The following is an 11,592-nucleotide window of genomic DNA, read 5'->3' as shown; positions in this document are numbered from 1 at the left end:
AGCCGGATCGACACCAGACCCACCTCGCGGAGCAGCCCCAGCACCGCCACCCCCACGATGCCCGCGTACCGCCACGCGACGGCGCGCCGGGACCCCCGCGGATGCCGGCGACGCCGTCCGCTCCGGTCCGGCGTCAGAGCCGGCGGAAGGCGGGGTCCGGCGTCAGAGCCGGCGGATGGCGGCGGAGGCGAGGCGGAAGCCGATGGTGCGGTCGACGATGCGGGCGACCAGGTCCGCCTTCCGCAGCCCGGCGACGCCGCGCAACTCGAGGCTCGCGGCGAGCACCCGCAGGTCGCGGGCGGTCCAGCCGGAGAGGTACGCCGTACCGTCGTCGCGGCGGGACATGGACGCCAGCGCGGCCCGGGCCGCCACCGGGTCCGGCGCGGACGCCGCCCGCCGGGCTGACGGGCGCGCGGGGGCCCCGCCCCGGTCGGTGGATTCGGCGGCCGGGGGCCCGGCGGGGGTGGTCCCGTCGGCGGATTCGGCGGCCGGGTGCCCGGCGGGACTGGGCCGGTCGGCGCGTGCGGCGGCCGGTTGCCCGGCGGGGGTGGTTGGGGCGGGTGGTGCCGGGTCGACCGGCACCACCGCGAGCCTGGCCCGCCCCTCCGCCAGGGCGGCGAGGTCGGCGGCGGGCAGCCCCCGCAGCAGCGCGGTCACCAGGTCGGCGACGTCGCGGGTCGGGTCGGTCACGCCCCGGCCCGCTCGGGCTGGAGGTGGTCGAGGAACTCGGTGGCGAGCCGGCGCAGCTCGTCGCGGACCGCCGGGGTGGCGATCCGGTCGCGGAGCACCACTGGCACGCCGCGCGGGGTGTTCGTGGCGAACACGGTGACGTTCTCCCGGAGCGGGGTGGGGAAGACCGGCAGGCCGAGCGCCCGGACCTGGTCCATGTAGCCCTGGTGGGCGGCGATCGGCCGCTGCGCCATGAGCTGGATCATCGTGAACACCACGCCGGCCACGTCGGGGGCGACCTTGTGGTGGCGGCGGGTGGTGGCGAACCGGCGGGCGTCGGCGTTGTACTGGTCGACCAGTTCCCGGACGTTGCCGTGCAGGTAGTCGATGCCCAGCGTGGACAGGTAGTCGGCCTTGGCCGGGATGAGCAGATGGTCGCTGGCGATGATGGCCGACTGGGTGACCACGTTGAAGTTCGGCGGGCAGTCGATCAGCACCATGTCGTAGCCGCCGAGCGCGTCGTCGTGCAGCCCCTCGGCCAGGGAGCCGCGCACCCGGAACAGCTCGGCGTCGTACTCGTCGCCGTCGGCCACGGCCCGGGCCAGCGCCAGGTCGATGTCGACGAGCTGGAGGTGGGACGCGATCAGATCGAGTCGGCCGGCGCCGCTGAGCCGCGCGTTGGCCGGGCCGGGGGAGACGACCAGCTCGCCCAGGGTCGTCGCGGGGGTGTCCCCGCGCAGGCCGTCGTACCAGCGCTTCACCGTCCGGCCGTCGCGCAGCCGGTCCCGCCAGTCGTCGGGGTCGTAGAAGCCGAAGGTGAGGCTGGCCTGCGGATCGAGGTCGATGAGCAGCACCTTCATCCCGCGGTTGGCCAGCTCGGCACCGAGGTTGGCGGTCACGGTGGTCTTGCCGACCCCGCCCTTGTAATTGATCACCGATACGACGTACACCGGCACCTCCCCAGACCGGGAACGGTAGCGGGCCGGCGGATCGGCGCGACACCCGCTCCGGCGGTCCGCCTTCACACGTGACCACACCGGCACCGTCCGCCTCGACGACCGGTGGGCGCCACCTCATGATCGACGCCGGAGTGGGCGGCGGGCGGGCTGTTAGAGTCTGCGCTGCTCGTCGGTGGGGTGGGAGGGGGCGACACGGTGGTGGTGCCGTTCCGTGACGCACTGTCGCAGATGCTCAAGGCGCGCTTCCCGGTCCTCTACGTCGAGTCGTCCGAGGAACAGCGGGTGGTCGCGGAGGTCTGCACCGTCGCCCGGGACGCCACCCTCGTCCGTACGCCCCGGGCGGTGTGGACCTGGTCGCTGACGACGGGGCTCGTGCAGCCCGACGGCGTCGCCCGCAAGGGCACCACCGACCCGGACGACGCGCTGGCCGCGGTGCTGCGCCTCGACCACCCCAGCGTGCTGATCTTCAAGGACCTGCACCCGGCGCACGGCAGCAGCGACCGGCCGGGCACCCCCGGCGTGGTCCGCCGGCTGCGGGACGTGGTGGCGGCCTTCAAGGCCGGCCCGGTGCCGCGCACCCTCGTCCTGGTCTCGCCGGTGCTGCACATCCCGGTGGAGCTGGAGAAGGACGTGACGATCGTCGACTTCCCGCTGCCCACCGAGACGGAGATCCGGCGGGTGCTCGACGGCATGATCGCCGCCAACTCCGCCGGCGGCCGGATCCGGATCGCGCTGGACGACCTCGGCCGGGAACGGCTCGCCAAGGCGGCCCTCGGGCTCACCCTGCACGAGGCGGAGAACGCGTTCGCCCGCGCCATGGTCAACGACGGCGTGCTCGACGGCAGGGACCTCGCGGTCGTGCACGAGGAGAAGCGGCAGACCGTACGCAAGTCGGGGCTGCTGGAGTTCGTCGACGCCCCGGTCGACCTCGCCGACGTCGGCGGGCTGGAGAACCTGAAACGGTGGCTGGCCAAGCGGGACGGTTCCTGGCTGGCCGAGGCGGCGGCGTACGGGCTGCCCGCGCCCCGGGGCGTCCTGATCACCGGCGTGCCCGGCTGCGGCAAATCGCTGACCGCGAAGGCGGTCGCCTCGGCCTGGGGCCTGCCGCTGCTGCGGCTGGACGTCGGGCGCGTCTTCGCCGGGCTCGTCGGGTCGAGCGAGCAGAACATGCGCACCGCCATCCGGACCGCCGAGGCGACCGCGCCCTGCGTGCTGTGGGTCGACGAGATCGAGAAGGGCTTCGTCGGCGGGGCCAACGACTCCGGCACCTCCGCCCGGGTCTTCGGCTCCTTCCTGACCTGGATGCAGGAGAAGTCCCGGCCCGTCTTCGTCATCGCGACCGCCAACGACTTCGAACGGCTGCCCCCGGAACTGCTCCGCAAGGGGCGCTTCGACGAGATCTTCTTCGTCGACCTGCCGACCCGCGCGGAGCGCGCGTCGATCTGGCGGGTCCACCTCGCCCGGCGGCTGCGCAACCCGGCCGTCGCCGGCGCCCTGACGCCCGACGACGCCCTGCTCGGCGAGCTGGCCGGGCTCAGTGAGGGCTACTCGGGGGCCGAGATCGAGCAGGCCGTCGTCGGCGGGCTCTTCGACGCCTTCGCCGAACGGCGTCCGCTGCGCCGCGACGACCTGGTCCGGGCCCTGGTCAGCATGGTGCCGCTCAGCGTCACCCAGGCGGAACGCATCGACGCCGTACGCTCCTGGGCCGACGCCCGCGCCGTCGCCGCCACCGCCGCCGAGGACTGGGACCTCGGCGGTCGTCCCGTCGGCCCGGGCGGCTCCCGCCCCGGCGGTCCGGGGCAGCAACGGGGGCAGGGCGGGCGAGCGGTCGAGTTCTAGTCTGTGGGTCGAAACCGAGGGAGGGGGCCCCGATGAGCGTCTCACTGATACTCCTGCCGCTGGCCGTCGCCGCCGTCGCCGCGACGCACGCCGCGACCGCCGGACGGGACGGACAGGGGCGCGTCGTCTGCCAGGTGCAGACCCGGATGCGGGACGAGACGCTGCTCGTCGCCGCGCTGCGCGACACCGGCGCGGTGGTCACCACCGAACCGGACGCGATCATCGCGGACTGGGCCGACGTGCGGGCCGGCTTCCGGCGCGGCGAGGACGGCATCTGGTCGGCGCACTTCACGGGCGAGGTCGACGAGCCGCGGGCCGTCGAGGCGGTCCGGGCCATCGACGCCGCGTACGGGCGGCAGGTCCAGGGGGCCGTGCTGGAGCGGCTGCGCGAGCAGGCCCCCGCCGCCGGGCTGCGGCTGGAGTCCGAACAGGTCACCGAGGACGCGAGCGTCCGCCTGGTGTTCGCCGTCGAGGGCAGGTCGTGATGGGCGAACAGCCGCGGATCGTGGTCACCGTGACCAGCGAGGGCGTCGTGAGCGCCGAGACCAGGGACGTGCTCGGCGACGGGTGCCTCGACTACATCGCCGTGCTGGAGGACCTGCTGGCGGCCCGGACGGTACGCAGCGCGTACACCGCCGACCGCGACCGCGCCGCCGTGCCCGACCGGCAGGAGCAGCGCGATGTCGAACGCGCCTAGCCCCGGCTGGCCGCCCCCGGCCGTCCCCCGGCCGAGCGTGACGTGGCAGGTGTTGCAGAGCTGGTGGCTGTTGCTGCCCGTCCTCGGGTGCAGCTGCCTCGGCGGCCTCGGATTCATCTACGTGGGCCTGCGGGCCCAGCGCGCGGCGTGGTGGCTCCCCGGCATCTTCTACACCGTGGTGGGCTCGGCGGCGTTCCTCGTCGTCGGCGAGTCGGACCAGGAGAGCGCCCTCAGCGACTGGGCCGTCGGCGTGCTCCTGGCCGTGTGGGTCGCCAGCATCCTGCATGCGGCGCTGATCAATCCGGCGTGGCTGCGCTGGCTCACGGACCGCCGCGCCAGGTTCGCGGCGACGCCGTGGCCCGGCGGCGCGTACCCGCTGGCTCCGCTGCCCGGGGCGGCTCCCGCCGGTCCGATCCCCCATCCCTACCCGGGCATGTCCCCGACGTACCAGCCCGGCTCGACGGCGGCCTACCCGTCCCCGGCCTACCCGCCGGGGTACCCGCCCGCGTCGCCCGCCTATCCGCCGGGTTCGCCGGTGTACCCGCCGCCGGGGTCGTCGGCCTACCCGTCCGAGTCGTCCTACCCGCCGGGGTCGTCGTCCTATCCGTCCGCGTCGTCGGCCTATCCGCCGGGGTCGCCGGTGTACCCGCCCACCTCTACGACGGGACATCCGCCCACGTCGACGGGGTATCCGCCGCTGGCGGCCGACCCGACGTTGGCGCCGGCGGTCGACCCCTTTCCCACCGGGCCGATCACGTCGCTTGCGTGGCAGCCGGACGCGCCGGCCCCGGGGCAGCCGGACGCGCCGGCCTCCGGGCCGCCGGCCGGACCGCCGGTCGACGTCAACGCGGCCGGGCCGGGCGACCTCGCGGCGCTGCCCGGCTTCGACCCGCAGCGCGCCCGGCAGGTGCTGGCCGAGCGGGAGCGGCGCGGGTCCTTCGGCAGCCTGGCCGAGTTCGCCGCCGCCGCCAACCTGGCCCCCCACGAGTACGCGCGCCTGCGCGACGCCGTGGAGTGCGTCCCACCCGCCGGGCCGGCGCCCGACCGGCCGCCGCCCGGCCGGGTCCTCGATGTCTGACGACGGTCCGGGGCCGCGCCCGCCGGTGGGGGCGGAGACGGTGGCGGTGGCGCGGTTCCTGGCCGCCACCCGCGCAGAGGGCCCGGGCGAGCGGACCGCCGTCTGGGTGCAGGGCTGCGCCATCCGCTGCCCCGGCTGCTTCAACCCGCACCTGTGGAGCTTCCGGGGCGGGGACCGGGTCGCCCCCGCCGACCTGGTGCGCCGGGCGCTCGACGCCGGCACCGAGGGGCTGACCCTGCTGGGCGGCGAGCCCTTCGACCAGGCCGCCCCGCTGGCGGCCGTCGCCGCCGGGGTACGCGCCGCCGGGCGTTCGGTGATGACCTTCACGGGCTACACCCGGACGCAGCTGCACCGGGCGGTTGACGCCGGGCGGGACGACGTCGCGGCGCTGCTGGCGGCGACCGACCTCCTCGTCGCCGGGCCGTTCCTGGCCGATCGGATCGACACCCGGCGGCCCTGGGTGGGTTCCACCAACCAGGAGTTCGTGCTGCTCGGCGACCGCTTCCCGGGACTGCTCGACGAGGTGTCACACAGCCCGGACCGGGTCGAGGTGACCGTCGACGCCGCCGGCCGGATCGCGGTGAACGGCTGGGCCGAGGCCGACGCCCTCGACGAACTGCTGGCGTCGGTGACCAGCCCCCGGCCCCGGCCCGCGGGCGTACCTCGACGGGGATAGCCGGGTCGGTCCGGCCGGGAGCGCCCCGTGCCGGGACGCGGCACCCGGGGCTCACTCGGCGATCGGCAGCACGACCTCGTTGTGGCGCAGGAACCACGGCTTCCACGGCGGATCGAAGCGCGCGTACCGGACCGCGCCGGTGGGGCGCAGCCCGGCCGCGGTGACCGCCCGGCCCAGCGCGGTCGCCCGCCGGTCGAACGCCCGGGCCGTCCAGCGACCCGGGAAGCGCGTCGCGGCGGCGAGCTGTTCCGGGACCATCCGGGTGCGCACCCGGCGGTCCGCCGGCTCGGGCAGCGTGTCGGGGGTGAGGCCCGCCGGCATCACGAGCCACACCAGCCAGTGGCCAGGCCGGTCCCCCTCCTCCTGCACGAACGGGGCCGTCATCGCGATCGTCTGCGGGCCCGTCTCCCGGGCGGTCGCCCGCCGCGCGCGGTTGGCACCGCGCAGGTACGCGCCCAGCGGCCGGAAGGCGTCCCGGGCGGCCTGCTCGAACGCGCCCTCCGCCCGCACCTCGGCGACCAGGTGGGCCGGGTAGCGGCGCAGCTCGAAGCCGGGGTGCCGGGCCACCACCCGGTACGGCTGCTGCTCGGTCATCGCGCGCTCCCCGTGCCCCGGGCCCCGTCGGGAGCAACGCTACCGGCCCTCGACCTCCGGCTCAGCCGAAGTCGCGTCCTCCGACCGGGGGCGCGGGGCGGCGCGGGTCAGCCGCCAGTACTGCCGCCGGCCGTCGTCGCGGAGCACCACCCCGGTGCGGCCCAGTTCGCCGCGCAGCTCCCGGGCCTCGCCGCCCCGGTCGGCGTCGAGGGCCCGCTGCCGGGCCCGCAGCAGCGCGTCCGCGCCGGTCGGCAGCCCCGGCAGGCCCGGCACCCACCGCCGGTACGCGTCCCGGTGCGGGTCGCCGTCGGTCCACGGCCAGCCGTGCGCGCGGAAGGCGTCGCGCAGCCGGTCGACGGCCAGGTCCGACCGCTCCCGGACCAGTTCCTCGTCGTCCGCGCCGAGCAGCACCAGGTCCTTGCCGTCGACGAAGACGGCGCGTACCGGTCGCCGCCCGACCTGCCGGTCCGTGCGGTCACGGCGCAGCCGGACCCGTTCGGCGTCGACGGTGACGGCGAGCCGTTCGGCGGTGCCGACGGCGGCGACCAGCAGGCCGCCCAGCGCGCCGACGGCCAGCCCGCCGATGCCGGCCTGCGGGTCCGGCAGCCGGGCGACCAGCTCGAACAGGTCCTGCGCGGGGGCCCAGGACAGCCCGGCGACCCACTCCGCGCCGGCGACGAGCAGCCACCCGGCGCCCGCGCCGAGTGCCGGGAACCCGCCCCAGAGGATCGCCAGTTCCGCCGCGCCGCCGTCGACGACGGTGGGCGCACCGTAGCCGTCCACCGTCAGGACACCTCGCGCCGCAGCGTGCGGACCAGCCCCGCGACCAGCGGCACGGCCAGCCAGACCAGCAGCGACACGGCGAACCGTCCCCACTGCCCGGCGGTCACGTCGGGCGTGAGCAGCGGCTCCATGGTCCGGCCCGTGTCCAGCCAGCCCGCCGGGCCGCGCAGCGGCCGGATCATCTCGCCGAGGATCGACCAGACGGTCGGCAGCAGCAGGTAGCCGACGATCGCCAGCGGGGTGTTGAGCAGCAGCAGGCCGAAGCCGGCCCCCATCAGCACGTTTGCCACCTGGAGCGCCACGGCGTGCAGCACCAGGGCCCACTCCATGCGCCAGGTGCCGGCGCCGCCGGTGGCCCCGGCGACGAGCGTGCCGGCGGCGGCCACGCCGAGGCTCACCACCACCGACGCCAGGGCCGCCAGCACCATCGCGACCAGCTTCGCGACGATCACCCGGCCCCGCCGCGGCACCAGGGCGAACGTGGTGAGCGCCGTGCGCTGCGACCACTCCCCGGTGATCGACAGGATGCCCAGCACGGGCAGCAGCAGGCCGATCGGCAGCATCGAGGGGAGGAAGAAGTTGGGGAAGGTCTGCGCGGCGTCGTCCGACCAGATCAACTGGACCACCACGAGGGCGGCGGCGAGCAGCCCGATGGTGATCAGCAGCCAGAGCCCGGCCCGGGTGTCGACGAGCTTGCGCAGCTCCACGCCGGTGAGCCGGAGCAGCGACGGCCGGCGTACGCCGGAATGGCGCTCGGGCGCGGCGGTGGCGGGCGGGCTGGCGGTGGTGGCGGTGGTCATCGGACGGCCTCCTGGGTCGACGCGCCGGCGGTCAGGGTGAGGAAGAGCTGTTCCAGGCCGCCGCTGCCGGCCGACCGCAGTTCGGTGAGGGCGACGCCGGCGTCGGCGGCGGCCTGCCCGACCGCCTCGGCGTCGGCGTGGACCAGCAGCCCCTCGGTGCCCTCGGTGGCCGCCAGCCCGGCCCGCTCCAACGCGCCGCGCAGCGCCCCGCCGTCGCGGGCCCGCACCAGCGTCCCGCCGCCGGCAAGCAACTCGGCCTTGTCGCCCTGGGCCACGATCCGGCCGCCCCCGATGACCACCAGCCGGTCCGCGACCGCCTCCACCTCGCGCAGCAGGTGGGAGGAGAGCAGCACGGTGCCGCCCCGGTCGGCGAAGTCGCGCAGCAGGCCGCGCATCCAGAAGATCCCCTCCGGGTCCAGGCCGTTGGCCGGCTCGTCGAGGATCAGCACCCGGGGGTCGCCCAGCAGCGCGTGCGCGAGGCCGAGCCGCTGCCGCATCCCCAACGAGTACGCCCGGAGGCGGCGCTTCGCCGCGACCTCGTTCAGCCCGACCAGGTCGAGCTTGGTGGCGACCTGCCGGCGGTCCACGCCCATGGTCGCCGCGGCCACGGTCAGCGCCTCCCGCCCGGTGCGCCCGGCGTGCTGGGCCGAGGCGTCCAGCAGCACGCCCACCTCCCGCCCGGGGTTGGGCAGTTCCCGGTACGGCCGGCCGCCGACCGTCGCGCCACCGCCGCTGGGCGGGGTGAGCCCGCAGATCATCCGCATGGTGGTGGACTTGCCGGCGCCGTTCGGTCCCAGGAAGCCGGTGACGGTGCCCGGCTCGCAACGGAACGACACGTCGTCGACGGCGGTGTGCCGCCCGTACCGTTTGGTGAGGTGTTCCACGCTGATCATGCCGGCCACGCTGCCGGAGCCACCCGGTCGCGCGCTGCGGCCGACGGTCTCGTCCGACGGCTACCTTGGTCGACGCCAGGGTCTCGACTTTGGTAGCTGGTCGGCCCGCCGGGCGGCTGCCTAGCATGGTCGCGTGACCAGTGCCGCCGTACCGGAGCACCCCTGGCTGCTGCCGGGGGCGCTGAGCGTCGATCCGGCGGCGCGGGTGGGGCGGGGGCCGCGTCGCACCACCCGCGACTGGGTGGTGGACGGCCTCTGCTTCCTGCTCTCCCTCGGCTGGGTCCTGCTCGCCACGGCCGACGCGGCCTCGTCCGACCCGGAGTTCGCCACGCCGCTGCCGCAGCGCTGGATGGTCCCGGCCGACGCCCTGCTCGGGCTCGCCTGCTGCGCGCTGATCTGGCTGCGGCGCCGGTGGCCGGTGGGGCTCGCCGTCGCGACCGTGCCGCTGACCCTGTTCTCGATGGCGGCGGCGATCCCGCTGCTGATCATCTACTTCACCGTGGTGGTGCACCGGCGCACGGCCGTCGCGCTGGGATTGACCGCCGCCGGCCTGGTCACCAACTTCGCCTTCAGCTACCTGCGCCCGGACCCGCAGATGCCGTACTGGGCGACCACCGCCTGGGGGGTGGTGCTCAGCCTCTCCGTGCTGGCGTGGGGGATGTTCGTCCGGGCCCGGCGGCAGCTCGTCGTGTCGCTGCGCGAGCGCGCCGAGCGGGCCGAGGCGGAGCAGCAGTTGCGGGTGGCGCAGGCCCGGCACCTGGAGCGCACCCGGATCGCCCGCGAGATGCACGACGTGCTCGCACACCGGATCTCGCTGCTCAGCCTGCACGCCGGCGCGCTGGAGTTCCGGCCGGACGCGCCGCCGGAGGAGGTGGCGCGGGCGGCCGGGGTGATCCGGGGCAGCGCCCACGCCGCGTTGCAGGATCTGCGCGAGGTGATCGGGGTGCTCCGGGCGGAGACCACCGCCGAGGGGGATCCCGAGCGCCCACAGCCCACCCTGGGCGATCTGCCGGCGCTCGTCGAGGAGTCCCGGTCGGCCGGGGCGCGGATCGGCGTACGCGAGGTGGTCACCTCGGCGGAACGGGTGCCCGCGGCGGTGGGGCGCAGCGTCTACCGGATCGTGCAGGAGGGGCTCACCAACGCCCGCAAGCACGCCGCCGGCGCGACGGTCACCGTCGACGTGGCCGGCGCCCCCGGCGACGGGCTGACCGTGGAGATCCGCAACCGGTGGCCGGTCGGCGGCATCGCCGGCCCGGAGATCCCCGGCGCCGGCACCGGCCTGGTCGGCATCGCGGAGCGGGTCAGCCTGGCCGGCGGCCGGCTGGAGTACGGGCGGGACGACGCGGGCGACTTCCGGCTGGCCGCCTGGCTGCCGTGGCCGGCGTGAGCGGGCCGGGCCCCGACCCCGGCCGGCCGGTACGGGTGCTGCTCGTCGACGACGACGCGCTGGTGCGGGCCGGCCTGTCGATGATCCTCGGCGGGGTGCCGGACCTGCTCGTGGTCGGGGAGGCCGCCGACGGCAGCGAGGTGCCCGCCGCCGTGGCCACCTGCGCGCCGGACGTGGTGCTGATGGACATCCGGATGCCCCGGCTCGACGGTCTCGCGGCCACCGAGGCGCTGCGCGCGTCGCCCGACCCGCCCGAGGTGCTGGTGCTGACCACCTTCGACGCAGACGAGCAGGTGCTCCGGGCGTTGCGGGCCGGGGCCGGCGGCTTCCTGCTCAAGGACACCCCGCCGGCCGAGATCGTGCGGGCGGTGCGCCGGGTGGCGGCGGGCGAGGCGACGCTCTCCCCGGCGGTGACCCGCCGGCTGATCGACCACGTGACCGCGCCGGGCGCGGCGGGCGACCCCGACCCGCGTCGGGAGCGGGCGCTGCGGCAGCTCGCCGGGCTCAGCGACCGGGAGCGCGAGGTCGCGGTCGCGCTCGGGCAGGGCCGGACGAACGCCGAGATCGCCGCCGAGCTGTTCATGAGCGTCGCGACCGTCAAGGCGTACGTGTCGCGGCTGCTGGTGAAGCTGGGCCTGAACAACCGGGTCCAGGTGGCTCTGCTGGTGCACGACGCCGGCCTCGTCTGAGGCGCGATTGAACCTTCCGGGGGCGGGGGCCGTACCAGTCGCCGAGGATGCGGTGCGGCGGGTCAGCCGCACCGCTGCCGGAGCCGCGGGAGGCCTGCCGTGCGGGTTGGTGAGCAGTCGACGGATCCCATCGACCAGATCCTGGGCGAGGTGCCGGTGCCGGCGCCCCTGACCCCCGAGGACGTCCGGCTCGCGGTCCGGGCGGTGGTGGTGCACGCCGCCGAGGAGTGGCCGGCCGGGCCGCTGTGCCGCAACGACGGCGCGACGTACCCCTGCCGGCTGCACCGCTGGGGCCGGCGGGTGCTGACGCGGCACGGGCTCAACGAGCGGCAGATCGACGCCCTGGTGCGGCACGGCAACCCCTTCGTGCACGTGCCGTTCCCGTTCACGGTGACCGGCCCCGCGCCGGCCAGCCGCGCACCACGTGCCACCGGCGCAGCCGGCACTACATCAACGTGGTGGTGGCCGGCAAGCAGCCCGCCCCGAACTGGCTGTCGATGGACGAGGCCGTCCAGCACTGCCGGCGCG

The 11,592-nt window shown here is 76.0% G+C and carries 14 protein-coding genes; 8 read left to right on the top strand and 6 right to left on the bottom strand.

Going from position 1 to position 11,592, the window contains the following annotated elements; genetic code table 11:
* Positions 1 to 162 precede the first annotated feature (162 nt).
* Both AB0B83_RS29000 and AB0B83_RS28995 read right to left on the bottom strand, forming a co-directional pair.
* Positions 163 to 690 (bottom strand): hypothetical protein, encoded by a 528-nt coding sequence (locus AB0B83_RS29000; protein WP_357580823.1) that lies wholly within the window; start codon positions 688 to 690, stop codon positions 163 to 165.
* Complete coding sequence (locus AB0B83_RS28995; protein ID WP_132233766.1) at positions 687 to 1,619, bottom strand: AAA family ATPase; 933 nt, start codon at positions 1,617 to 1,619, stop codon at positions 687 to 689. Before AB0B83_RS28995 ends, AB0B83_RS29000 begins: the two co-directional genes overlap by 4 nt.
* Before the next feature lie 210 nt (positions 1,620 to 1,829).
* Between AB0B83_RS28995 and AB0B83_RS28990 the strand changes: the two genes are divergently transcribed.
* Genes AB0B83_RS28990 through AB0B83_RS28970 form a run of 5 tightly spaced genes read left to right on the top strand, consistent with a single transcriptional unit; the run spans position 1,830 to position 5,918 of the window.
* Positions 1,830 to 3,467, top strand: a complete 1,638-nt coding sequence (locus tag AB0B83_RS28990; protein WP_357580822.1) for an AAA family ATPase — start codon at positions 1,830 to 1,832, stop codon at positions 3,465 to 3,467.
* A gap of 32 nt (positions 3,468 to 3,499) precedes the next feature.
* Positions 3,500 to 3,952 (top strand): hypothetical protein, encoded by a 453-nt coding sequence (locus AB0B83_RS28985; RefSeq protein WP_357580821.1) that lies wholly within the window; start codon positions 3,500 to 3,502, stop codon positions 3,950 to 3,952.
* Positions 3,952 to 4,164: a DUF2997 domain-containing protein gene (locus AB0B83_RS28980; RefSeq protein ID WP_357580820.1), complete on the top strand. Its 213-nt coding sequence runs from the start codon at positions 3,952 to 3,954 to the stop codon at positions 4,162 to 4,164. The genes AB0B83_RS28985 and AB0B83_RS28980 overlap by 1 nt, the downstream gene beginning before the upstream one ends.
* A complete protein-coding gene (locus tag AB0B83_RS28975; RefSeq protein WP_357580819.1) occupies positions 4,148 to 5,242 on the top strand; it encodes a helix-hairpin-helix domain-containing protein in 1,095 nt (364 codons plus the stop codon). Before AB0B83_RS28980 ends, AB0B83_RS28975 begins: the two co-directional genes overlap by 17 nt.
* Positions 5,235 to 5,918: a 4Fe-4S cluster-binding domain-containing protein gene (locus AB0B83_RS28970; protein WP_357580818.1), complete on the top strand. Its 684-nt coding sequence runs from the start codon at positions 5,235 to 5,237 to the stop codon at positions 5,916 to 5,918. Before AB0B83_RS28975 ends, AB0B83_RS28970 begins: the two co-directional genes overlap by 8 nt.
* A gap of 51 nt (positions 5,919 to 5,969) precedes the next feature.
* Here AB0B83_RS28970 and AB0B83_RS28965 read toward each other — a convergent pair whose 3' ends face one another.
* Genes AB0B83_RS28965 through AB0B83_RS28950 form a run of 4 tightly spaced genes read right to left on the bottom strand, consistent with a single transcriptional unit; the run spans position 5,970 to position 8,988 of the window.
* Positions 5,970 to 6,512: a heme-binding protein gene (locus AB0B83_RS28965; protein ID WP_357580817.1), complete on the bottom strand. Its 543-nt coding sequence runs from the start codon at positions 6,510 to 6,512 to the stop codon at positions 5,970 to 5,972.
* 39 nt (positions 6,513 to 6,551) lie between these two features.
* Positions 6,552 to 7,295 (bottom strand): hypothetical protein, encoded by a 744-nt coding sequence (locus AB0B83_RS28960; RefSeq protein ID WP_357580816.1) that lies wholly within the window; start codon positions 7,293 to 7,295, stop codon positions 6,552 to 6,554.
* Between the two features lie 2 nt (positions 7,296 to 7,297).
* Positions 7,298 to 8,095, bottom strand: a complete 798-nt coding sequence (locus AB0B83_RS28955; protein WP_357580815.1) for an ABC transporter permease — start codon at positions 8,093 to 8,095, stop codon at positions 7,298 to 7,300.
* Complete coding sequence (locus AB0B83_RS28950) at positions 8,092 to 8,988, bottom strand: ATP-binding cassette domain-containing protein (RefSeq protein WP_311412422.1); 897 nt, start codon at positions 8,986 to 8,988, stop codon at positions 8,092 to 8,094. Before AB0B83_RS28950 ends, AB0B83_RS28955 begins: the two co-directional genes overlap by 4 nt.
* Positions 8,989 to 9,121: 133 nt before the next feature.
* Between AB0B83_RS28950 and AB0B83_RS28945 the strand changes: the two genes are divergently transcribed.
* The 3 genes from AB0B83_RS28945 to AB0B83_RS28935 form a co-directional block, all read left to right on the top strand.
* Positions 9,122 to 10,375, top strand: a complete 1,254-nt coding sequence (locus AB0B83_RS28945; RefSeq protein ID WP_357580814.1) for a histidine kinase — start codon at positions 9,122 to 9,124, stop codon at positions 10,373 to 10,375.
* Positions 10,354 to 11,064: a response regulator transcription factor gene (locus AB0B83_RS28940; protein ID WP_357580824.1), complete on the top strand. Its 711-nt coding sequence runs from the start codon at positions 10,354 to 10,356 to the stop codon at positions 11,062 to 11,064. Before AB0B83_RS28945 ends, AB0B83_RS28940 begins: the two co-directional genes overlap by 22 nt.
* Before the next feature lie 99 nt (positions 11,065 to 11,163).
* Positions 11,164 to 11,592 (top strand): hypothetical protein (locus AB0B83_RS28935; RefSeq protein ID WP_357580813.1); only part of this gene is annotated, 429 nt, incomplete at its 3' end.

Origin of the sequence: Micromonospora sp. NPDC049060, assembly GCF_040649055.1 — a bacterium.
Taxonomy (GTDB): domain Bacteria; phylum Actinomycetota; class Actinomycetes; order Mycobacteriales; family Micromonosporaceae; genus Micromonospora; species Micromonospora reichwaldensis.
The sequence above is the reverse complement of the archived record's forward strand: the minus strand, read 5'-3'. Positions and strand labels throughout refer to the sequence as shown.